Annotated in this window: 24 protein-coding genes; 18 read left to right on the top strand and 6 right to left on the bottom strand. The window is 63.7% G+C overall.

Annotation, left to right across the window (positions count from 1 at the left end):
• Positions 1-28 precede the first annotated feature (28 nt).
• The 6 genes from purD to BM194_RS14415 all read left to right on the top strand — a co-directional run bounded on the left by purD (position 29) and on the right by BM194_RS14415 (position 4,524).
• On the top strand, positions 29-1,315 hold the full coding sequence (gene purD, locus BM194_RS14440) for a phosphoribosylamine--glycine ligase (RefSeq protein WP_092848090.1): 1,287 nt from the start codon (positions 29-31) through the stop codon (positions 1,313-1,315).
• A 37-nt stretch (positions 1,316-1,352) separates the two neighbouring features.
• A complete protein-coding gene (locus BM194_RS14435) occupies positions 1,353-1,802 on the top strand; it encodes an acyl-CoA thioesterase (RefSeq protein WP_092848087.1) in 450 nt (149 codons plus the stop codon).
• Positions 1,802-2,674 (top strand): phosphoribulokinase, encoded by an 873-nt coding sequence (locus BM194_RS14430; protein WP_092848085.1) that lies wholly within the window; start codon positions 1,802-1,804, stop codon positions 2,672-2,674. Before BM194_RS14435 ends, BM194_RS14430 begins: the two co-directional genes overlap by 1 nt.
• A 73-nt stretch (positions 2,675-2,747) precedes the next feature.
• Complete coding sequence (locus BM194_RS14425) at positions 2,748-3,089, top strand: histidine triad nucleotide-binding protein (protein ID WP_092848082.1); 342 nt, start codon at positions 2,748-2,750, stop codon at positions 3,087-3,089.
• Between the two features lie 175 nt (positions 3,090-3,264).
• Positions 3,265-3,906 carry a 2-polyprenyl-3-methyl-6-methoxy-1,4-benzoquinone monooxygenase gene (gene coq7 / locus BM194_RS14420; protein ID WP_092848345.1) on the top strand — a complete coding sequence of 214 codons (642 nt, stop codon included), beginning with the start codon at positions 3,265-3,267 and terminating at the stop codon, positions 3,904-3,906.
• A 12-nt stretch (positions 3,907-3,918) separates the two neighbouring features.
• Entirely contained in the window at positions 3,919-4,524 is a 606-nt protein-coding gene (locus tag BM194_RS14415) for a DNA-3-methyladenine glycosylase family protein (RefSeq protein ID WP_092848079.1), read from the top strand.
• Positions 4,525-4,589: 65 nt separating this feature from the next.
• On the opposite strand, the gene BM194_RS14410 is transcribed toward BM194_RS14415, so the two are convergent.
• From BM194_RS14410 to BM194_RS14400, 3 genes are all read right to left on the bottom strand, one after another.
• The gene (locus BM194_RS14410; protein ID WP_092848076.1) at positions 4,590-5,009 is read right to left on the bottom strand and encodes an OsmC family protein; all 420 of its coding nucleotides are present in this window, start codon (positions 5,007-5,009) and stop codon (positions 4,590-4,592) included.
• 90 nt (positions 5,010-5,099) lie between these two features.
• A complete protein-coding gene (gene murU / locus BM194_RS14405; protein WP_092848071.1) occupies positions 5,100-5,768 on the bottom strand; it encodes an N-acetylmuramate alpha-1-phosphate uridylyltransferase MurU in 669 nt (222 codons plus the stop codon).
• A complete protein-coding gene (locus BM194_RS14400) occupies positions 5,765-6,808 on the bottom strand; it encodes an aminoglycoside phosphotransferase family protein (RefSeq protein WP_092848067.1) in 1,044 nt (347 codons plus the stop codon). The genes murU and BM194_RS14400 overlap by 4 nt, the downstream gene beginning before the upstream one ends.
• 146 nt (positions 6,809-6,954) lie before the next feature.
• On the opposite strand from BM194_RS14400, the gene BM194_RS14395 reads away from it, so the two are divergent.
• The 8 genes from BM194_RS14395 to BM194_RS14360 all read left to right on the top strand — a co-directional run bounded on the left by BM194_RS14395 (position 6,955) and on the right by BM194_RS14360 (position 15,097).
• Positions 6,955-9,375 carry an LPS-assembly protein LptD gene (locus BM194_RS14395; RefSeq protein ID WP_092848065.1) on the top strand — a complete coding sequence of 807 codons (2,421 nt, stop codon included), beginning with the start codon at positions 6,955-6,957 and terminating at the stop codon, positions 9,373-9,375.
• A 16-nt stretch (positions 9,376-9,391) separates the two neighbouring features.
• The gene (locus BM194_RS14390; RefSeq protein ID WP_092848063.1) at positions 9,392-10,378 is read left to right on the top strand and encodes a peptidylprolyl isomerase; all 987 of its coding nucleotides are present in this window, start codon (positions 9,392-9,394) and stop codon (positions 10,376-10,378) included.
• Complete coding sequence (gene pdxA / locus BM194_RS14385; protein ID WP_092848060.1) at positions 10,375-11,403, top strand: 4-hydroxythreonine-4-phosphate dehydrogenase PdxA; 1,029 nt, start codon at positions 10,375-10,377, stop codon at positions 11,401-11,403. The genes BM194_RS14390 and pdxA overlap by 4 nt, the downstream gene beginning before the upstream one ends.
• A 118-nt stretch (positions 11,404-11,521) precedes the next feature.
• Entirely contained in the window at positions 11,522-12,325 is an 804-nt protein-coding gene (gene rsmA / locus BM194_RS14380) for a 16S rRNA (adenine(1518)-N(6)/adenine(1519)-N(6))-dimethyltransferase RsmA (protein ID WP_092848058.1), read from the top strand.
• Complete coding sequence (gene apaG, locus BM194_RS14375) at positions 12,322-12,705, top strand: Co2+/Mg2+ efflux protein ApaG (protein ID WP_092848056.1); 384 nt, start codon at positions 12,322-12,324, stop codon at positions 12,703-12,705. The genes rsmA and apaG overlap by 4 nt, the downstream gene beginning before the upstream one ends.
• Before the next feature lie 51 nt (positions 12,706-12,756).
• Positions 12,757-13,596, top strand: a complete 840-nt coding sequence (locus BM194_RS14370; protein WP_092848053.1) for a symmetrical bis(5'-nucleosyl)-tetraphosphatase — start codon at positions 12,757-12,759, stop codon at positions 13,594-13,596.
• Between the two features lie 29 nt (positions 13,597-13,625).
• On the top strand, positions 13,626-13,958 hold the full coding sequence (gene glpE / locus BM194_RS14365) for a thiosulfate sulfurtransferase GlpE (protein ID WP_092848051.1): 333 nt from the start codon (positions 13,626-13,628) through the stop codon (positions 13,956-13,958).
• Entirely contained in the window at positions 13,955-15,097 is a 1,143-nt protein-coding gene (locus tag BM194_RS14360; RefSeq protein WP_092848048.1) for a tRNA nucleotidyltransferase/poly(A) polymerase-related protein, read from the top strand. The genes glpE and BM194_RS14360 overlap by 4 nt, the downstream gene beginning before the upstream one ends.
• 10 nt (positions 15,098-15,107) lie before the next feature.
• Here the strand turns inward: BM194_RS14360 and folK are convergent, their stop codons facing one another.
• The gene (gene folK, locus BM194_RS14355) at positions 15,108-15,626 is read right to left on the bottom strand and encodes a 2-amino-4-hydroxy-6-hydroxymethyldihydropteridine diphosphokinase (protein WP_092848046.1); all 519 of its coding nucleotides are present in this window, start codon (positions 15,624-15,626) and stop codon (positions 15,108-15,110) included.
• Positions 15,626-15,979 (bottom strand): dihydroneopterin aldolase, encoded by a 354-nt coding sequence (gene folB, locus BM194_RS14350; protein ID WP_092848044.1) that lies wholly within the window; start codon positions 15,977-15,979, stop codon positions 15,626-15,628. Before folB ends, folK begins: the two co-directional genes overlap by 1 nt.
• Before the next feature lie 88 nt (positions 15,980-16,067).
• Between folB and BM194_RS14345 the strand changes: the two genes are divergently transcribed.
• Positions 16,068-16,691 (top strand): glycerol-3-phosphate acyltransferase, encoded by a 624-nt coding sequence (locus BM194_RS14345; protein WP_092848043.1) that lies wholly within the window; start codon positions 16,068-16,070, stop codon positions 16,689-16,691.
• Here BM194_RS14345 and tsaD read toward each other — a convergent pair.
• On the bottom strand, positions 16,672-17,703 hold the full coding sequence (gene tsaD / locus BM194_RS14340; RefSeq protein WP_092848041.1) for a tRNA (adenosine(37)-N6)-threonylcarbamoyltransferase complex transferase subunit TsaD: 1,032 nt from the start codon (positions 17,701-17,703) through the stop codon (positions 16,672-16,674). The genes BM194_RS14345 and tsaD overlap by 20 nt on opposite strands.
• A gap of 273 nt (positions 17,704-17,976) precedes the next feature.
• On the opposite strand from tsaD, the gene rpsU reads away from it, so the two are divergent.
• The 3 genes from rpsU (at position 17,977) to rpoD (ending at position 22,247) form a co-directional block, all read left to right on the top strand.
• Complete coding sequence (gene rpsU / locus BM194_RS14335; RefSeq protein WP_092848038.1) at positions 17,977-18,192, top strand: 30S ribosomal protein S21; 216 nt, start codon at positions 17,977-17,979, stop codon at positions 18,190-18,192.
• A gap of 130 nt (positions 18,193-18,322) precedes the next feature.
• On the top strand, positions 18,323-20,161 hold the full coding sequence (gene dnaG, locus BM194_RS14330; protein ID WP_092848036.1) for a DNA primase: 1,839 nt from the start codon (positions 18,323-18,325) through the stop codon (positions 20,159-20,161).
• A 208-nt stretch (positions 20,162-20,369) separates the two neighbouring features.
• Positions 20,370-22,247, top strand: a complete 1,878-nt coding sequence (rpoD, locus tag BM194_RS14325; RefSeq protein WP_092848034.1) for an RNA polymerase sigma factor RpoD — start codon at positions 20,370-20,372, stop codon at positions 22,245-22,247.
• The last annotated feature ends 27 nt before the right edge of the window (positions 22,248-22,274 follow it).

The raw sequence follows: 22,274 nt of genomic DNA, 5'->3' as shown, positions 1-22,274 counted from the left end.
AATTCCACTACCGAGCAAGGTTCTGTAGATGAAGGTTCTCATCATCGGCGGCGGTGGCCGCGAGCATGCACTGGCCTGGAAAGCGGCCCAGTCACCCTATGTCGAGTCGGTCTTCGTGGCGCCCGGTAATGCCGGCACCGCTCGTGAATCCAAGCTGACCAATGTGGATATTGCCGCAGACGACCTGGCCGGCCTGGAGGCCTTTGCCCGCGATAATGCCGTCGGACTGACCATCGTCGGCCCCGAAGCGCCGCTGGTGGCTGGGGTGGTCGATCGTTTCCGGGCTGCGGGGCTGAAAATATTCGGGCCGACCCAGGCTGCTGCCCAGCTGGAAGGCTCCAAGTCCTTCACCAAGGATTTTCTGGCACGCCACGCCATTCCCACCGCCGAGTACGCCACCTTCACCGAAATCGATGCGGCCCTGGCCTATCTGGCCGAAAAGGGCGCGCCGATCGTCATCAAGGCCGATGGGCTGGCCGCTGGCAAGGGTGTGATTGTCGCCATGACCCAGGCCGAGGCCGAGGCTGCCGTGCGCGACATGCTGGAGGCCAACGCTTTCGGCGATGCCGGCGCCCGCGTGGTGATCGAGGAGTTTCTCGAAGGGGAAGAAGCCAGTTTCATCGTGATGGTCGATGGCGAGCACGTGCTGCCCATGGCCACCAGTCAGGACCACAAGCGTGTCGGCGAAGGCGATACCGGTCCCAATACCGGCGGTATGGGGGCCTATTCGCCGGCCCCGGTGGTGACCGACGCGGTCTATCAGCGCATTCTCGACGAGGTGATCCAGCCCACCGTGCGCGGCATGGCTGAAGAGGGGCATCCCTATACCGGCTTCCTGTATGCGGGACTGATGATCGGCCCCGACGGCGCGCCCAAGGTGATCGAGTATAACTGCCGTTTCGGTGATCCCGAGACCCAGCCGATCCTGCTGCGTTTAAAGTCGGATCTGGTCAAGCTATGCCTGGCCGGTGTCGAGGGGAGCCTGGATCGCGAAAGCGGTGAATGGGACTCGCGTGCCGCGGTGGGTGTAGTGATGGCCGCTGGCGGCTATCCCGGCAGCTACCGCAAGGGCGATGTCATCGAAGGGCTGGACGCTGCCGAAGCGGCGGGCTGCAAGGTCTTCCATGCCGGTACCTCCGAGGACGACCAAGGTCGGGTCGTCACCAGCGGAGGGCGCGTGCTATGTGTAACCGCGTTGGGCGAACGGGTCTCCAGCGCCCGCAATCGGGCGTACGACGGTGTGGCGTCGATTCGCTGGGAAGATGCGCTGTACCGGCGCGACATCGCCTACCGTGCCATTGCCCGAGAAGGCTGAGTGCCGGGCATCGGCCGTATTGCGCAGGAGTCATGACATGGAACGTGTTCGCCTGGAGTTTCCCGCGACGGACCTCGTGCACCGGCATCGATTGCCGGTGCGCATCGGCGACATGAATTATGGCCGTCACCTCGCGCATGATGCTGCCATCGGTCTGCTTCACGAAGCGCGCGTGCACATGTTCGAGTCGCTCGGATTCCATGAATGGGATGTGGTCGGTCACCCCAGTGTGGTGGCTGACCTGGCGGTTCAGTATCGCGCCGAGGCGCGTTGGCCGGAGGCGCTGATCGTGGATTCGGCGATTCCGGCAGCGCAGGGGCGTGGTTTCCACGTTTACCAGCGGCTGTGGCGGCCAGCCGACGAGCGCACCGTGGCGCTGGCGCGAGTGGGTGTGGTCCTGCTCGACCCGGACACCGGCAAGCCGGTCGAGCTGCCCGTCGCGTTCGGCGAGGCATTGGCCAGGGCCAAGCAGCGGGGAGCCGACTGATGTCGCGCGAATATCCCATCATCGCCGTGACCGGCTCCTCAGGGGCCGGCACCACCACCGTCCGGCGCACTTTCGAGCGCATGTTCTCGCGTGAGGACGTGCATGCCGCGTTCGTCGACGGCGATGCCTTCCACCGCTACACCAAGGAAGAACTGACGCGTATCTTTCGCGAGGAGCCCGAGCGAACCGACGAACTGTCGCATTTTGCCGTCGAGGCCAACCTGCTCGACCGGCTCGAGGCGCTATTCCAGGAATATGGCGAGCACGGCTCGGGAACCTACCGGCATTACATCCATGCCGAGGACAAGCGCATGATCGAGGCCGGCTACAAGGTCGGCACGTTTACCGAGTGGCAATCGCTGCCCTGCGGCACGGACTTGCTCTTCTACGAAGGCTTGCATGGCGGCCTGGTGACCGGTGAATACGATATCGCCCGGTATGTCGACCTGCTCATCGGCGTGGCGCCGACCATGAACCTGGAATGGATCCAGAAGATCGATCGTGACACAAAGCTGCGCGGCTACTCGCAGGAAGCGGTGATCGATACCATCCTGGGCCGCATGCACGACTACGTGCGCTACATCCAGCCGCAGTTCTCGCGTACCCATATCAATTTTCAACGTGTGCCTACAGTGGATACCTCAAACCCCTTCGAGGTGCAGGATATTCCCACCGACGCCGAATCCTTCGTGGTCATCCGTTTCCGTGATCCGGCCACGGTGGACTTCCCCTACCTGCTGGCAATGATTCAGGATTCCTTCATGAGCCGGCCGCATACCCTGGTGGTGCCTGGCGCACGCATGTCCCTGGCGATGGAGCTGATACTCGGCCCGGTGGTAAAGCACCTGCTGGGCCAGCGGCGCTTTCGCTAGGCGCACGACTCCCGTGCAGCCGCATTGTCGTGTTGCGCGGTAACGGCGAATTCTTATCGAGGAGAAGTGACTCATGGATTGCTTGTTCTGCAAGATGGTCGAGCGTGAGATCGAGCCGGACATCGTCTACGAAGACGAGCATGTACTGGCTTTCAACGACATCGATCCCAAGGCGCCGACCCACATCCTGATCGTGCCCAAGAAACACATCGCCACGCTCAACGACATCGAGGAAGCGGACCTGGCGTTGATCGGCCGGCTGCAGTTCACCGCGGCCAAGCTGGCCAAGCAGCAGGGGTTTGCCGACAATGGCTATCGGGTGGTGATGAACTGCAATGAAGACGGCGGCCAGTCGGTCTATCATATACACATGCATCTGATGGGCGGTCGGCACTTTACCTGGCCGGCGGGGTAGCCGCAGCAGCGATCCGCGCGACGGATCCTTCACGACAAGTGCAACGATGCATCCGGTGCATACAGGGCCACACCTCCCGGGTGTGGCCCTTCTGATGGGACTGGGGGCGCTGGCCGAGCGTCCGGCAGGCCCGGTGCCGACAGGTTTCGTCCCGTTTGTTTTCCAGGGGGTAGTGATGCTTCGCAAGCTGACGCGAACCGATAATCTCATCCAGCAGTTCGATACCGTGCTGCGCACGCTGGTGCCTCATGCCGCCCAGCCATCACGACCCTCGCCGGCGCTCAAGGCGCGGGATGGAGACATGGACGATGCCGAACGTCGCCATGCCGAAGGCTTGATGCGTATCAATCACACCGGCGAAGTCTGCGCCCAGGCGCTCTACCAGGGGCAGGGGCTGACAGCGAAGCTGCCTGACACGCGAGAGCAGATGGAGCACGCCGCCCAGGAAGAGATCGACCATCTGGCCTGGTGCGACGAACGGCTCAAGGAACTCGGTGGGCGGACAAGTTATCTCAACCCGCTGTTCTACGCGGCTTCCTTCGGCCTGGGGGCGACGGCAGGTGCCGTGGGTGACCGGCTAAGCCTGGGGTTCGTGGCTGCCACCGAGGAGCAGGTCGGTCGTCATCTCGATGCGCACCTCAAAGGACTGCCGACCGGCGACCGGCGCTCGCGGGCCGTCCTCGAGCAGATGCGTGAGGACGAGGCGCACCATGAACGCTGGGCGCTAGAGGCTGGTGGTACGCGCTTTCCCGCGCCGGTGAAATTCGGCATGAAATTGATGTCGAAGGTGATGACCCAGAGTGTCTACCGCATCTGAGCCCGTCGGATCATGTCGCAGGACCTCCATGAACGCTTCGTCTCGATCGCTGAAGGACTGAGCCCCGCACTGGCCGAGGCCATGGCACGGGGCGGTCCGATAGAGTTCAGTTTCGATGATTCCCGACCACTCGCCGAACGATTATGTCGCTCCGTGGCCGGGCAGCAACTCTCGGTGAAAGCAGCTCGGGCCATCTGGGGGCGCGTGCTGACGGCAGCCGGAGAGACCCCGCTGACCGAGTACTTTATCGACGCCAACGAGGAGGCGTTACGCGCCTGTGGCTTGTCGTCGGCCAAGGCACGGGCCATCTGCGCCATCGCCGAGCAGGCACGCCTGGGCGAACTCGAGGCCGAGTCGCTGCGCCCGCTCGATCATGCCGAGCGCTCGCGACGACTCACGGCGCTGTGGGGCGTGGGGCAGTGGACTGCGGACATGATCGCCATCTTCTATTTCGGTGACGAGGATGTCTGGCCGGATGGCGACGTGGCCGCGCGCAAGACCCTGACACGCCTGACCAGTCCGCGACGCAAGACGGTGCGCACCGCCGCACGGTTCGCGCCGTATCGCTCGTGGCTAGCGCTCTATCTGTGGCGTCATGTCGACGCACCGCCGCTGTAGCCGTCATTGCCCTTCAATAAAAAGCCCGCCTGTAAGGCGGGCTGTCGGCACACTTGTCGCCGTGTCTAGCCGTCAACGATCTCGTAGGAGTGCGTGACTTCGACGCCGCCCTTGGCCAGCATGATCGAGGCGCTGCAGTACTTCTCGGCAGAGAGTTCTACGGCGCGCTTGACCTGGTTCTCCTTGAGTCCCTTGCCAGTCACCGTGAAGCGCACGTGAATCCTGGTGAACACGCTTGGCACGCTGTCGGCCCGTTCGGCTTCGATGCTGGCCACGCAGTCGCTGACCGGAGCGCGCGACTTGTCGAGAATCTCCAGGACGTCGAAGGAAGTGCATGCGCCCATGCCCATCAACAACATCTCCATGGGGCGCGGGCCGGTATTGCGGCCACCGTGGTCGGGCGGGCCATCGATGACGACACTATGACCACTGCCGGACTCCGCCACGAACTGGCGTCCGTCGGTCCATTTGACGCTGGCTTTCATCGATTCGCTTTCCTTCTGGTTGGTATCGTGGTGTCGCAGGTTGGCCCCTGCCTGTGTTGCCGGAGCGCTGGACGGCGGCTCCGGCCAGTGTCATTGACGCTGCCGAAGCCAGGCATCCAGCGCCTGCAGCCGTTCGGGCGTACCTACGTCGACCCAGGCGCCGCGATGGTGGAGGCCACCGACTCGTCCGGCTTGCATGGCATCGCGCAACAGCGGGGCCAGCTTGAAGGCTCCCTCAGGCTGCTCGGCGACCAGGGCGGGGTCGATCAGGCTGATGCCGCTGAAGGTCAAGCGCGGCTCACCGCTGGTGTGGGCCCGGCCTGCCATGTCGAGAGCAAAATCTCCCTCGGGATGATGCTCGGGATTGTCGACCAGTACCAGGCGCGCCAGGTCGCCGGCAAGCGGCGACATCCAGGCCGGGTCAAGCTCGCACCATACATCGCCATTGACCAACAGAAACGGCATCTCACCGAGCAGCGGTAGTGCCTGGCGAATGCCACCGCCGGTTTCCAGCGGGGTCGGCTCGTGGCTCCAGCGGATGGTAACGCCATGGGCCGCCCCGTCGCCCAGTGCGTCGACGATCTGCTGCGCAAGGTAGCTGACATTGATCACGATATCGGTGATGCCCAATGTCTTGAGGTGGTCGATATGATGCAAGATCAGCGGCTTGCCCCCCGCCTCGAGCAGTGGCTTGGGGCAGTGGTCGGTGAGCGGGCGCATGCGTGTGCCCAGGCCGGCGGCCAGAATCATCGCCTTCATGTCGGCGTTCCCCGGCGGGCATGCTGGGCCAGTGCCCGGGTGAGGGCCGGTGCGAAGGTATTGTCGAGCCAATCGACCAGTTCGGTGTAGTCGGGCCACGGGGCCAAGCTGTCACGCAGGTGGTCAAGAAAGCGCGGCAGGCGTTCGAGGTACCCCGACTTGGCATCACGCAAGGTCAGGCGACAGAAAATGCCGAGCACCTTGAGCGAGCGCTGCGCGGCCATGGCATCGGCCATGTGCAGAAAGTTGTCGCAATCGACGCGCTCGGGCAGGCGGCCGTCAGCAATGGCGCGCTGGCGAAACGCCTCGACCCAGGCGACGAAGCGCGGGCGAGAGAAACGGCAGTAGCGTCCCCGCAACAGCGAGATCAGGTCGTAGGTGAGCGGGCCGCTGACGGCATCCTGGAAATCGATCAGCCACAATTGCTTGGCGTGCACCATCAGGTTCATGGCGTCGAAGTCGCGATGCACGGCGACGCATGGCTGGGCCAGCGCGGTCTCGATCAGTCGCTGGCGATGCCTCTGCCAGCCGGGGGGCGCATCAATGTTCAGGAAGTGCCCCAGGCACCACTCGGGAAACAGGTCCAGTTCGCGGCCCAACAGGGGGGCATCGTAGGCAGGCAGGGGCGCGGCTGGCGCACGGTTCTGCAATACGTCAAGCAGGGCCAGGGCGCGTTCCTCGCAGGCCAAGGTGGCCTCGCTGTCCTCATCGCCCAGCAACAGGTGCATGGGCGTGTCGCCGAGATCCTCGAGTTCGATGAAGCCCGCATCCAGGTCCTGCGCGTGTAAGGTAGGAACGGGCAGGCCGGCAGCGCGCCAGTCGCTGGCAATGGCCACGAACGGGCGGCTGTCCTCCTGTGCGGGCGGCGCATCCATCAGGATGCGGGTGGCCCCGTCAGCTAGCCACGCGCGGAAGTAACGCCGGAAGCTGGCGTCACCAGCCGCCAGTTCGAGGCGAAGGCGATCTGCGGGCAGGTCATGGCGTGCGGCGACCCAGTCGCGCAGGGCGTCGAGGCGAGAGGCGTAAGCGGCGTCCGGCATGCGGGTTCCTTGGTTGACGGAGTCGGTTCGTCGCCGCATGCTGAGGCATCCCAGCGCAACCCCTCGACCCGCTGCGATCAAGGGGAGGACGTGCGGCACGGGGACTGTATAATACCGATTCCAACCGTCAAGGACACCGAGGATTCATGGGCAAGCGATTGTTGTGGACTGCCCTTGCCGGCCTGGCCGCGCACCATGCCCAGGCGGCACCGCCGCCGTCGCTGCCGGCGGAACGTCTCGACTGGCAGCCCTGGGGGGCGGATGCTCCTCCCGATGCCCTCTGCCGGGGGCGCTATGTTATGCCACCCTACGCACTTGCGCCTGGCGAGACGCCCGAGCAGATCCTGTCATCGTCCGAGAGAGCCGAGTATGGCGAGCAGGGCGAGACGATTCTGCGCGGCGAGGTCGTGTTGCGGCGCGACACCAGCCAGCTTCAGGCCCCGTTGGTGCGTGTCAATGCGGCGCGGGACACTGCCTTTGCGGAAGGGCCGCTGACCCTGCGCGACCGTGGCCTGCTGGTGCGAGGCGATTCGGGGCAGCTCGCCCTCGACAGCGATGCCGCCCAGGTCGATACCGCACACTACGTCGTGCATCAGCAGCGTGTGCGCGGCGATGCCCAGCGCCTGGCCCGGCTAGAGGATGGTCGCTACCGTCTGCGCGAGGCCAGTTATACCACCTGTGAGCCTGGCAACGATCTCTGGCGACTGGTCAGCAGCGATGTGGTGCTGGATCGCGAGGAAGGCTTCGGTACCGCGACCCATGCACGCCTGGAAGTCGGTCACGTGCCGGTGTTCTACTGGCCTTGGGTACGCTTCCCCATCGATGACCGCCGTCAGTCCGGCTTCCTGTGGCCGACCATCGGTATCTCCGGCGACTCCTTCGATTACGCTCAGCCCTATTACCTCAACCTGGCGCCCAACTACGACGCCACCATCACGCCGCGCTGGATCAGCAATCACGGCCTGCTGATGGGGGGCGAATTCCGCTATCTGCTCCCGACCGACGAAGGGCGGATCGAGGGGGCCTACCTGGCTAGCGACAAGGCTGGGGAGAGCGATAACCCCAACGATCCTGACGATGCTTTCGAGGGCGAGGAACGCTGGTATTTCGACTACCTGCATCGCGGGCGTTTCTCGCCCCGCCTGCGCTATAACCTGCGCTATGGTGCGGCCAGCGATGGGCGCTACTTCGACGATTTCGGCCGGGACTTCGGCGAGACCGAGACCGAATACCTGTCCCGGCTGGCCCAGCTCAGCTACAGCGGCACGACCTGGTATCTCGAAGCCAAGACCCAGGGGTACCAGCGTCTCGAATACCCCCTCGTGGAGCGGGACAAGCCGTTCTATCGCCTGCCCAGCCTGACCGCCAATGCCAGCTGGGCGCAGGACAACGGCTTGTACCAGCAGTGGCGCTCCAACGCGACCTACTTCTGGCGTGATGTGGACGAAACCGAAGTGCCGCTGCGCGAATCGGCCACCGGCTCGCGCGTGCATCTGGCGCCGGCCGTGGGCTGGCGGGGCGACGAGTCCTGGGGGTTCCTCGAGCCGCGCTTCGCACTGCTCTACACAGCCTACGACTTGGACTACGGTGAGCGCGAGACCGGCTTCGACACTGGCCTGACGCGTACCGTGCCGGTCAGCTCACTCGATGGCGGGCTGATCTTCGAGCGTGACGTGACCCTGTTCGACGAGGCGTGGCGCCAGACGTTGGAGCCCCGGCTCTATTACGCTTACGTGCCGGAGCGCGACCAGAGCGAGTTCCCCGACTTCGATACCGACGAGCGGGCGTTTTCCTGGAGCCAGTTGTGGACGCCCTATCGCTTCTCGGGTGCCGACCGGGTCGGCGACGTCAACAAGCTTTCCTATGGCGTGGCGACCCGCTTTATCGAGGACGACAACGGTCGTGAGCGTCTCTCGCTGGGTGTAGGCCAGAGCGCCTACCTCGAGGATCGCGTCATCGGCATGGAGGGCGACCTGGACCTGCCCGACCGGGAGAGCAACTACCAGGCCTGGTACGATGCCACCCGCGATCGTTCTCCGGTCGTGACGCAGCTCGACTGGCAGGTGACCAATCGCTGGAGTACCCGCTACGAATGGTTCTACGACACGCACCGCGAACTGACCGAGCGTACGGCAACCTATTTGCGTTACCGGCATCCCGAGGGGCATGTACTGAACCTGGGGTATCGCTGGCAGTTGCAGGGCTTCGATCCCTCCGGTGATGCCGAGGACCGTCTTGGGTACAACCGCGAGGACTTCGATGTATCGTTTGCCTATCGGGCCTCTGCGAGTCTGGACCTGATCGGTCGTTACACCTACGACAACACCAACGATCGGGCCCTGGAGCAGCTGGCCGGCGTGCAATGGAACGATTGCTGCTACGGCGTTCAGGTCGCATGGCGCGAGTGGGTCGAAGATAACGACACTGCCAATACGATCGACGACGATTATACCGACCGTGGGATCTTCCTGCGCTTCGTGTTCAAGGGCCTGGGAGGCGTCGGTCAGGGAACCGAAAGCTTCTTCGAGGAGTCCATTCCGGGTTATCGGCCGACCCAATTCCAATAGTGAGTGAGGTTTGTTAATGCGCAGACGTTGGTTTGCTTCGTGGAGCCTGGCCCTGATGCTGGCGCTTTCCCTGAGCGGGGTTTCTGCATCGGCAGGGGCCGTGGAAGAGCCGCTGGATCGTATCGTGGCGGTCGTCAACGATGACGCCATCATGGCCAGCGAGCTCGAGGATCGCATGATCCAGGCGCGTACCCAGCTGGCGAGTCGCAATATCGCCATGCCCGACGAGGCGGTGCTGCGCCGCCAGGTGCTGGAGCGCATGATCGTCGAGCAGATCCAGTTGCAGATGGCCGAACAGGCCAACCTGACGGTGGACGATACCGAGCTGAACCGGGCGGTGCGCACCATCGCCGAGAACAATGGCATGAGCGTCGACGAGTTCGCCGATGCCCTGGAGGCGGATGGCCTGTCGCTGGCCGTGGTTCGCGAGCAGATCCGTCGCGAGATGCTGATGCGTGAGCTGCAGCAGCGGCGTGTGGCCAGCCGCGTCAACATTTCCGATCGTGAAGTGGAGCGCTATCTCGAGCAGCAGGGTGGCAATGCCAATGTCAGCTACCGGCTAGGGCACATTCTGGTGGCCGTACCGCAGTCGCCGTCTCCCGACCAGGTCGAGGCAGCGAGTCAGGAGGCTCAGGCCCTGTACGAGCGCCTGCAGGGTGGCGCCGACTTCGCCGATGTGGCTGCCGCGGAGTCCGATGGCGCCAACGCGCTGGAAGGCGGTGATCTGGGCTGGCGCCAGGCCGGTGAACTGCCCTCGATCTTTACCGACGTGATCGGTGGCATGCAGGTGGGGCAGGTCAGCGAACCGATTCGTAGCCCCAGCGGGTTCCATCTGGTCAAGCTGCTGGATCGTGAGGGAGGCAACCGCTCGGGCGCAGCCCAGCGCGACCAGGTGCGCCAACTGATCTTCCAGCGCAAGGTCAACGACGAACTCGAGGCCTGGACCCAGCAGATTCGTGCCGATGCCTACGTCGACAACCGGCTGGAGCAGAGCGGTTCATGACGCTTCCCGTCCTGGCGCTGACCACGGGCGAACCTGCCGGTATCGGCCCCGACCTGGCGTTGATGGTGGCCGCTTCCAAGATGCCCCTGCCTGGCCGCGTGGTGGCCGTGGGCGACCCCGACATGCTGATCGAGCGTGCCGCCAGGCTGAAGCTCGGGATCGATATCCTGGTACTCGAGTCGGGGCAGGACGTTCCCGAGGCGCGTCCGGGAGTATTGCCGGTATGGCCGGTGGCACTCCGGGCGCCAGCCTTGCCGGGCAGGCTCGATCCGTCCAATGCCGGTTACGTCCTGGCCACCCTGGATAGGGCCATCGAGGCCTGTCGTCGGGGCGAGGCCGGGGCCATGGTCACGGCGCCACTGCACAAGGGGGTCATCATCGAAGGTGGCCATGCCAGCTTTACCGGGCATACCGAGTACCTGCGCGATGCATGCAGTGTCGACGACGTCGTAATGATGTTGGCGACACGCCTCGATACTCCCGCCGGCGTCCAGCATCTGCGCGTGGCGCTGGCGACCACCCACTTGCCGCTACGCGAGGTGGCCGATGCCATCACCGGCCAGGGGCTGACGCGCGTGCTGCGTATCTTGGCCACGGATCTCGAGCGGCACTTCGGTATTGTCGAACCCCGTATCGCGGTATGCGGACTCAATCCGCATGCCGGCGAGGGCGGTCACCTGGGCCGGGAGGAACTCGAGGTAATCGCCCCGGTACTGGAACGACTGCGCAGCGGGGGAATGCATCTCGACGGTCCGCTGCCTGCCGACACGCTGTTCACGCCACGCCATCTCGATGGGGTGGATGCTGTGTTGGCGATGTACCATGATCAGGGGCTGCCGGTACTCAAGTATGCCGGTTTCGGGCGTGCCGCCAACATTACCCTAGGACTACCCATCGTGCGGACATCGGTGGATCACGGGACGGCACTCGATCTGGCGGGTACCGCGACGGCTGATACCGGCAGTCTGCGCGTGGCGCTGGAAGTCGCCGCAGAAATGGCGACCGGGCGGGGGACGGGACGCTAAGGCTTCCCCTTCGCCCGCCTGCATCGTTCGTGACCGGCGCCCATTTGAGTCGCCTTGCTACCCTGTAGCAGAAAGGCGGCTTGGCGATTTTTTCGCTCAATCAAGGATTCTTCTTCGCATGTCTTCTCGCCCTCCGGTTCATCGGGCCCGTAAACGTTTCGGGCAGAACTTCTTGCGCGATCCGGGCATTATCTCGCGTATCGTGCGGTCTATTGCGCCACGTCCCGGACAGCGCCTGGTCGAGATCGGCCCAGGACAGGGCGCATTGACCGAGCCGCTGCTCGAGGCGGCCGGGGCGCTGGACGTCATCGAACTCGACCGCGACCTGATACCGGGATTGCGCGTCCAGTTCTTCAATTACCCTGACTTCACCGTGCACGAAGGCGACGCCCTGAAGTTCGGCTTTGCCGAGCTCAAGGGCGACGGACCGGCGCTGCGTGTGGTGGGCAACTTGCCCTACAACATTTCCACCCCCCTGATCTTTCATCTGCTGGCCCAGCGTGGGGCAGTCGCCGACATGCATTTCATGTTGCAGAAGGAAGTGGTCGAGCGACTCGCAGCCGAGCCGGGCAGTACCGACTGGGGTCGGCTGTCGATCATGGCGCAATACCATTGCCGGGTGGATTCGTTGTTCATCGTGCCGCCGGAGTCCTTTACGCCACGTCCCAAGGTGGATTCCGCCATCGTGCGCCTGATTCCGCACGAGACGTTGCCGGCCCGGGCCGTGGACGAAGCATTGTTCGCCGATGTCGTGCGCGAAGCCTTTTCGCAGCGGCGCAAGACTTTGCGCAACAACCTCAAGGGCAGGATATCGGCCGAGACGCTGGAATCCCTGGGTATCGATCCGGCCCGGCGCCCGCAGACGCTGACAGTGGCCGAACTGGTATCGATAGCCAATCACCTGGCAGGAGCGGGGGCATGAGCGAACTCGCCGCAACCGTCCATGTCGATGTCGAGCCGGCCTACCGTGCCGACGAGTCGTCGCCGGGCGAACAGCGTTTTGTGTTCAGCTACACGATCACTATCCACAACCGGTCGACCCGGACCATGCAACTGCTGGCTCGCTACTGGAAGATCACCCAGGGCAACGGCAAGGTGCAGGAAGTCCGCGGCAAGGGTGTCGTCGGTGAGCAGCCGGTCATCGCGCCGGGGCAGGTCTTCCGCTACACCAGTCGCGCCGTGCTGGAGCGCCCGGTCGGGGTCATGGAAGGCGCCTACACTTGCATCGAGACAGCGGCGCAGCGGCCGTTCGATGTCGCTATCGCGCCGTTCCGCCTGGCGGGACCCAACCAGGTGCATTGAGTCGGCCCCGGCATGCGCGGGGTCGTAGTACGCAGCGGAACAAGGAAGCCTATGCCAACCTATGCCATTGGAGACCTGCAGGGCTGTCACGCCGAGTTCGTGGCCCTGCTCGACACGTTGAGTTTCGACCCTCGTCGCGACCGCCTGTGGCTGGCGGGCGATCTGGTTAATCGTGGGCCGGGGTCACTGGACTGCCTGCGTGAGGTTCACGCCCTGGGCGATGCCGCCAGCGTGGTGCTCGGCAATCATGACTTGCACCTGTTGGCCGTGGCACGCGGTGCCGTCTCCGCCAAGCGCTCCGATACTCTGGCGGCGATCCTCGAGGCTCCGGATCGCTCCAGCCTGCTTGACTGGCTACAGGCGCAGCCATTGTGGGTCGATGATGGCAGTGCCAGCGACCGGCGCACGCTGATGGTGCATGCCGGGCTGCTGCCGGTCTGGTCATTGTCCCAGGCCCACGAGCGTGCCCGGGAAGTCGAGGCCGTCCTGCGTAGCGAAGGGGCAGGCGCATTTCTCGATGTCATGCACGGCAATGCACCTGAACGTTGGCAGGACGACCTCGAGGGCAACGACCGCCTGCGTGCGATCGTCAATGCCTTTACCCGGATGCGCTTCGTGGCTGCCGATGGGACCCTGGATTTCAAGGCCAAGGAAGGCCTCGATTCGGCCCCCGGGGGCTACGCGCCGTGGTTTACCTATCCGCGCCAGGACGATCCGCGTATCGTGTTCGGTCACTGGGCCGCGCTGCAGGGACAGATACCCGGTGCCCGGGTGCGTGCCGAGGCACTGGATACCGGTTGCGTCTGGGGAGGCACGCTGACAGCGCTCGACCTCGACCTCGACCTCGACAGCGGCCGGAGGATCAGCGTGCCTTGCCGCGCGCCGCAATGAACGACGCCTAGCCCTTCAACGGAGAGACCATGACCCAAGCGTACGAACATCTCGACCCCGTGACGCTGAAAGCCTGGCTGGACGAGGCGAAGCCGTTGACGCTGGTGGATATCCGCGATCCGCTGAGCTATGCCCAAGGTCACATCCCCGGCAGCCGTCATCTGGACAACGCCACCGTCGGCGACCTGCTCGATCAGGCTCCGCGTGACCAGGCGATGGTCGTGGTGTGCTATCACGGCCACTCCAGCCAACAGGCGGCCACCTGGCTGGCCGGGCAGGGCTTCGCTCACGTTTATAGCCTGGACGGCGGATTCACCGACTGGGAGCACCGTCATCCGCAGCGTGTGACGCGCCGGTCATGAGCGATCCTCACGTCGAGGGTCTGCAGGTCTATCGCGTCGGCGGTGCCGTGCGCGACGCCCGGCTCGGCTGGCCGGTGGTCGATCAGGACTGGGTTGTGGTAGGCACTACGCCGGAGGAGATGCGTCGGCGCGGTTTCCGACCGGTTGGGCGCGACTTTCCTGTCTTCCTGCACCCCGATACCCATGAGGAATATGCGCTGGCGCGTACCGAACGCAAGCAGGGGCATGGCTACACCGGATTCGTGGTGCATGCCAGCCCGCAAGTGACCCTCGAGGAGGATCTGGCGCGCCGCGACCTGACCATCAATGCCATGGCCGAAACCCCCGACGGAGCGCTTGTCGATCCCTTTCACGGCCAGCGAGACCTTGAGGTACGGCGGCTGCGTCACGTCTCGCAGGCCTTCGTCGAGGATCCGCTGCGTGTGCTGCGTACGGCGCGTTTTCTGGCGCGCTATCAGGGGCTGGGGTTTCGGATCGCCGACGAGACACTGGCGTTGATGCAGCGCCTGGCCGACAGCGGTGAGATACGCCATCTCGTCGCCGAGCGGGTCTGGCAGGAAACCGAGAAGGCGCTGGGCGAACCGAGTCCTCAGGCCTATTTTCAGTGTCTTCAGGCCTGCCATGCTCTGGGTGAACTGATGCCGGAATTGGCAGAGGATGATGCGGCGCTGGATAAGGCGCTGTCACGTCTCGACCAGTTGCCTGACACGGGGACCGGGACACTCGTGCCACAGTGGCGTTGGGCACGGCTGTGCGAGCATCTCGGTGAGCCGGCGCGCGAGGCACTGCATGATCGCCTGCGCATTCCCAATGCCTGGCGTGATCTGGCACGTCAGGTCGCGCTGACGCGTGAGTTGTGTCTTGAGGTCGAGCGGCAGGCGCCGAGTGGTGACCAATTGCTGGGCTGGCTGAACGCGATCGATGCCTGGCGGCGCCAGGCACGTGTCGAACCGCTGCTGGGACTGGTAAAACTGTTCGATACCGCCCTCGCCGGGGTGCTTGGGCACGCCTGGCAGCGGGCGCAGCAGATCGCACCACGCCAGTTGCTGGAAGAAGGCTATCAGGGCGCGGCACTGGGCCAGGAGCTGGCTCGACGCCGCCGACAAGCTATCGAGGCCAGCCTGAACGAAGGCCGATAGCCATCGAGCCTTAGCTGGCACGAGAAATGCGCTGGCCCTGCCAGACGAAGTCCACCGGCCACAGGCGTTGATCGCCAGCGTCGAATTCTGCCCACAGGTCAGCATAGCGCTCGCCATTGATCGGATGGCGGTGCTCGGGTAGCAGCTCGGCCAAGGGCTTGAGGACGAAGGCATGCTTGACGATCTCGTCACGCGGCAGTTCAACGCCATCGATATCGCCGCACAATGCACCGACAGTAAGCAGATCGATATCCAGTGTGCGTGGGCTGAACTTGGGGCTGATCTTGCGCCGTCCATTGGCGTATTCAAGGCGCTTGCACCAGGCCTGCAACTCGCCGACCCCGGCATCGCTCTCGAAGGCGGTGACCAGGTTGAAGAAGTTGCGTCCGTCCTCGAATCCGACCGGCTCGCTTTCGAAGACGCGAGATATCAGCAGCTTGCCGAACTCGGCGTGCAGTGCATCGAGGCAGATCTGCACATGACGTTCGCGCTCGATATTGCTACCGATACTCACCACGACCAGCGCCATCAGCGCTCACCTCGCTCGATACGCACGCCCACCGCCCTGGCATTGGCCACTGCACCGGGCTTGCGCAGCGTAAGGCGCAGCCAGGCAATGCCGAACTCCTCGCGCAGCATCGCCGCGAGCCGTTCGGCAAAGGTTTCCACCAGTTCGAAGCGGCTGGAAGCGGCGAACTCGCCAATCTGCTGGCTGATCGCGGCATAGTCCAGCGTCCGAGCCAGGTCGTCGCCTGCCGCGGCAGGGCGAATGTCAGTAGCCAGCTCCAAGTCCAGCTCAAGACGTTGCCGGATGGTGCGTTCCCAGTCGTAGACGCCGATGACTGTCTCTACGCTCAATCCTTCGATCAGCACGCGATCCACACGCTACCCTCGGTCATGGTGAAAACTTCGATTGTAATGCACCAAGCTGGCAGAATCATGGATTGGCCCCTAGCCCTGGAACTGCCAGATGCCGTTTTTCACCCTCGCCACTCATGTTGCCCTGCTAACGCTAATGGCGTTCCTGTGTGGCGCCTGTCTGGGGGCAGTGTGGGTGTGTCGATGGCGCGGCCTGCCGGACCCGCGCCTGCGTGGTTCCTTCAATCCCGGCTTTTCCAACGTGCTACGCCTTTACGGCAAGCGCCTGGCACTGGCGACGCTTCTCTTCGATGCCGGCAAGGCCGCGCCGGCGCTATGGCTGGCCAAGGCCAGTGGACTGCCGGCCTGGGCGCAGGGAGTGGTCGGGCTGGGCGTACTGCTGGGGCACAGCTACCCGGTATGGCATCGCTGGCGCGGTGGCAAGGCGGTCGCCAGTGCATTCGGGGTCCTGCTCATGCTGACACCCACAGTGGCGCTACTGTGCGCCGCCTGTTGGGCGCTGCTGGCCTGGCGTGTGCGCACTGCAGCCATTGCCTCGCTGGCCAGCGCGCTGCTGGCCCCGCTGGCCAGTGTCTGGCTGGCCCGGGATTATGTGTGGGTGGTCATTGCCTTTGCCTTACTGGTCGTGCTGCGCCATGTCTGGAACATTCAGCGCCTGGGGCGCGGCGAAGAACTTTCCCTGCAGGACGCCGAATTCACGCGGCGGGAGGAGTGAGTCGATCCAGCGGCCAGCGCGGTACGGCCTGCATGGCCTCGCTGTCATGCTCGCCGGCAAGTAGGCGCTGGGCGCCGACATAGGCGATCATCGCGCCGTTGTCTGTGCAGAACCGCCCCCGCGGGTAATACGCCCTGGCACCGCGCTTGGCTACCTCGTTACCCAGGCGTTCGCGCAGGCGTGCGTTGGCGCTGACGCCGCCGGCGACCACCAAGCGCTTGAGCCCGGTCTGGTCGAGTGCACGCCGACACTTGATGACCAGCGTGTCGACCACGGCCTCCTCGAAGGCGCGAGCGATATCGGCACGGCCCTGCGCGTCGAGCTGGTCGCTATCGCGCAATGCATTAAGGGTGGTCAGGGTATGGGTCTTGAGGCCTGAAAAGCTGAAATCCAGCCCCGGACGGTCGGTCATCGGGCGTGGAAACCGGAATCGCAGGGGATCGCCCTGCTCGGCCAGGCGTGCCACTTCGGGGCCGCCGGGATAAGCCAGATCGAGCATCTTGGCCGTCTTGTCGAAGGCTTCACCGGCCGCGTCGTCAACCGACTCGCCGAGCAGGTGGTATTGCCCCAGGCCATGCACCTCGACCAGTTGCGTGTGGCCGCCGGAAACCAGCAGGGCGACGAAGGGAAACTCGGGGGGCTCATCCTCGAGCATCGGGGCGAGCAGGTGGCCTTCCATATGATGCACGCCGAGAACCGGGATACCCAGGGCGCGGGCCATTCCGTGCGCTGTCGAGGCGCCGACCATCAGCGCGCCCACCAGGCCGGGCCCTGCCGTGTAGGCGATACCGTCCAGGTCCTGGCGGGACAGGCCGGCGCGATCCAGCACTTCCTGAATCAGGGGTAACAGCTTGCGTGTATGGTCGCGGGACGCCAGTTCGGGCACGACACCACCGAACTCGGCGTGCATGGCGATCTGGCTGTAGAGTGTATCGGACAGGAGGCCGCGGTCGGTGTCGTAGATGGCGACGCCGGTCTCGTCACAGGAGGTTTCGATCCCCAGTACGCGCATGGTGTTGGCTCGTCGTTCCTGGCAAAGGGCGCTATTTTACGCCGAATGCCGTCAGGACGGCAGAGGCACAACGAGGAATTTGCAAAGGGCTGTAACGGCGACTAGAATACCTGACTCTGCAAGACTGGGTCGTGCACCCGGATTCCCTCAGATCAGCCGTCTTTGCATGCTTATCCTGTCACTGTCCACAGCGTGGGCGGTCCGGGATATGATCCACGGGGCCAGGGTGTGCGTACAAACCGAACTCATGATTTCAAGGTAGGTGAGTGCTTAATGCCTTCTGTCAAAGTACGTGATAACGAGCCGTTCGACGTCGCTCTGCGTCGCTTCAAGCGTTCCTGCGAGAAAGCCGGCATCCTCTCCGAGGTTCGTCGTCGCGAGAACTACGAGAAGCCGACTGCCGTGCGCAAGCGCAAGGCTGCTGCGGCCGTAAAGCGTCACGCCAAGAAGCTGCAGCGTGAGCGTAAGCGTTTCGAACGGCTGTATTGATCCGTACTTGAGGTAGTTCGTCTACCTCAGAGGGACGCCAAGCGGCCGCCATACGGTGGCCGCTTGTTTTTGGCCCGCTATCGCTCGGTATTACCGTTCCCCTCTTGCCCACGACGCGTCAGAGCCCTGCATGGCCGGTCAGATCCCGCAGCGTTTCATCGATGATTTGCTTGCCCGTGTCGACGTGGTCGAGGTGGTGGGTGAGCGTGTCCAGTTGAAGAAGGCCGGCAAGAACTATTCCGGCCTGTGTCCGTTCCATCAGGAAAAGTCGCCGTCCTTCACCGTCAGTCAGGACAAGCAGTTTTACCATTGTTTCGGTTGCGGGGCTCACGGCAACGCGCTGCGTTTTTTGATGGAGCACGACAACCTGCGCTTTCCCGAGGCGGTCGAGCAACTGGCATCGCGGCAGGGGTTGAAAGTGCCACGCGAAGGTGCCGACGATCCACGAGCCCAGGCGCGCGAGAAGAAACGTCAGCAGGGTGTGAATCTGCTCGAGCTGTCGGCGTCGTTCTTTCGCGAGCGCCTGGTCATGGGCGAGGGTGGCAAGGCGCGGGACTACCTGGCGCGACGTGGCCTGTCGCAGGACATTGTGCGTGATTTCGGCATTGGCTACGCCCCAGACGAGTGGGAATCGCTCAAGCGTCATCTTTCTGGGCAGGGTATTGCGGAGTCGGTGCAGGTCGAGTATGGCCTGCTCGTGCAGCGTGAGGATAGCGGGCGTAGCTACGATCGCTTTCGTGACCGGGTCATGTTTCCGATCCGGGACTGGAAGGGGCGTACCATTGCCTTTGGCGGACGTGTGCTGGGCGATGCCAAGCCCAAGTACCTCAACTCGCCTGAAACGCCGGTGTTTCACAAGGGGCGCGAACTCTACGGACTGTACGAAGCGCGCCAGGCCAACCGGCAGCTCGAGCGGGTAGTCATCGTCGAAGGCTATATGGACGTGGTGGCGCTGGCGCAATTCGGCATTCGCAATGCCGTCGCCACGCTCGGGACCTCGACCAGCGAGGAGCACTTCAATCGGCTGTTCCGCTTGGTGGGTGAAGTGGTGTTCTGTTTCGACGGTGACAATGCCGGCCGCCAGGCGGCGCGACGTGCGCTGGAGACCGTGTTGCCGCTGATGATCGATGGCCGCCAGGCGCGTTTTCTGTTCCTGCCCGAAGGTGAGGACCCCGATAGCCTGATGCGGCGCGAGGGGCCGGAGGCTTTTGCCGATCGCATCGTTTGTGCCAGTCCGCTGTCCGAGTTTCTGTTCGAGCAGGCGTCGGAAGGTCGCGATCTGCAGCGTGTCGAGGAGCGCGAGCGCTTTGCCACGACGGTGCTCAAGGCACTGGAGCGGCTGCCCGAAGGGGTGCTGAAGTCATTGCTGTTGAGTGAGCTCGCGTCGCGTACCGGCGTCGAGCAGGGGCGTTTCAAGGCGCTGCTCAAGAAGCCCGAGCCGGCGGCACCGGTCATGACGGTCGAGATGCCGCCGGGCGAATCGGAATACTTCGACGAACCGCCACTAGCTCAGCCACAGCGCAAGCGCCAAGGCAACGCGCTCGGGTTGATGTCGCGCACGCTTCAGCTGCTGGTTCACGAGCCGGAGCTGGTGGAGCGGTTGCCTGAAGAACTCGACTGGTGTGCCGATAATGAGAGTGACGGTCGACTGTGTCGCGAGGTCATTCGTCTGTTGCGGGCCGGTCGCTACCGCAGCATGCAAGTGCTGCTGGCGCATTTTCAGGGGACCGAGGAAGGGCAGCGTCTGAACGAATTGGCCCGGCGTGAATTGCTGATTCCGCGTACGGCGCGCGCCACAGAACTCGATGGGCTGGTGGCCCATTTTCGCCAACGTCTGGCTCAGTACTCTCCGCAGAACGAGTTCGATGCCTTGCTGGCCAGGGAGAAAGCCGGCGAGAAGCTCTCCAGGGAAGAGAAGCAGCGGCTCATGGAGTTGCTGGTGACGCTCAAGAGTGCCGGTGCGCGCTGATTGGCGCTGGGGTTGAATTGTCGCCTACCATCTCCATTAAAGAGATATCGGCAAGCGAGCGTAACCGAACAAACTAACATACCTGAATGACAGCGCAAATAGAGTGCTGGCGGATCATAGGTCTAAGCCGCTATAATTGCAGGCTTATGAATTTTTTCATCGCCTTGCATTCAGGTACTTCATTCTTCTTCGTCGAGATAGGGTTTCTATGGCTGGAAATGCTCAGCAGCAGTCACGCCTGAAGGAGTTGATCGCACGCGGCAAGGAACAGGGCTACCTGACCTATGCCGAGGTCAACGATCACCTTCCAGAGGATATCGCCGACCCGGACCAAGTGGAAGACATCATCGGCATGATCAACGACATGGGTATCAGTGTCGTCGAGGAAGCCCCCGATGAAGATACCCTGATGATGTCCGATCACTCCACCGACGAGTCCGCTGCCGAGGAAGCGGTGGCAGCGTTGGCGGCCGTGGAAAGCGATGTCGGCCGGACCACCGACCCGGTGCGCATGTACATGCGCGAGATGGGAACCGTCGAACTGCTGACCCGCGAAGGCGAGATTGCCATCGCCAAGCGCATCGAGGAAGGCACGCGTGAGGTGATGTCGGCGCTGGCGTATCTGCCCGGAGCCGTGGATTCCATTCTGGACGCCTATGATGCTACCCAGGATGAGGAAGCGCCGGGCCGTCTGTCCGATCTGTTCTCCGGCTTCATCGATCCCGACGAGGGCATTCCGGGCGTGGCTGAGGCCGAGCCCGTCGAGGAAGCGCTGAGCGACGATCTCGATGATTCCGGGTCCGAGGATAGCGCCGACGACAGCGATGACGATTCCGACGACAGCGACGACGAAGATTCCAACGCCAACGAAGGTGGCCCGGACCCCGAGGAAGCGCGTGCGCGCTTCGAGCAGATTCGCGAGCAGAACGAAGCGACCAAGGCCGCCATTGCCAAGCATGGCCTGGGGTCGCCGGAAGCCAACGCCGAGCAGGCGCGTCTGGCTGAGCTGTTCTCGCCGATCAAGCTGGTGCCCAAGCATTTCGAGCGTCTGGTGGGGCAGGTGCGTATCAGCGTCGAGCAGGTTCGCGATCAGGAAAAATCGATCCTGCAGGTATTCGTCAAGCGCGGCAAGGTGCCTCGCAAGACTTTCATCAGCACGTTCCCCGGCAACGAGTCCAATCAGGGCTGGCTGGACGGCTTCCTTGCCGACAATCCGAAGTTTGCCGACAATATCGAGCCGTTCCGTGGCGATATCCAGCGCGCCCAGCGCAAGATCGCCTTCGAGGAAGAGCTGATCCAGTTACCGGTACCGGAGATCAAGGAAGTCAATCGCCGCCTGTCGATCGGTGAGGCCAAGGCGCGTCGCGCCAAGAAGGAAATGGTCGAGGCCAACCTGCGCCTGGTCATCTCGATCGCCAAGAAGTACACCAACCGTGGCCTGCAGTTCCTCGACTTGATTCAGGAAGGCAATATCGGCCTGATGAAGGCTGTCGACAAGTTCGAGTATCGTCGCGGCTACAAGTTCTCGACCTACGCCACATGGTGGATTCGTCAGGCGATCACGCGTTCCATCGCCGACCAGGCGCGCACCATCCGTATCCCGGTGCACATGATCGAGACCATCAACAAGCTCAACCGTGTGTCGCGCCAGATGCTGCAGGAGATGGGGCGTGAGCCGACGCCTGAAGAGCTGGGCGAGCGTCTCGAGATGCCCGAGGACAAGGTCCGCAAGGTGCTCAAGATCGCCAAGGAGCCGATCTCCATGGAGACGCCCATCGGTGACGACGATGACTCGCATCTGGGTGACTTCATCGAGGACAGCACGATGATCCTGCCGATCGACTCCGCGACCGGCGAAGGGTTGATCGAAGCAACACGCAACGTACTGGGTGGGCTGACCGCGCGCGAAGCCAAGGTGCTGCGCATGCGTTTCGGGATCGACATGAATACCGATCACACGCTCGAGGAGGTCGGCAAGCAGTTCGACGTGACCCGCGAGCGTATCCGTCAGATCGAAGCCAAGGCATTGCGTAAGTTGCGCCACCCGTCGCGCTCCGAGCCGCTGCGCTCGTTCCTCGACGAATAAGGCTGGTCTTCGTGCATGATGCGCCCG

Source organism: Modicisalibacter xianhensis, from assembly GCF_900113605.1.
Taxonomy (GTDB): Bacteria; Pseudomonadota; Gammaproteobacteria; order Pseudomonadales; family Halomonadaceae; genus Modicisalibacter; species Modicisalibacter xianhensis.
Note: the sequence above shows the minus strand (reverse complement) of the source record. Positions and strands in the feature narration are given on the sequence as shown.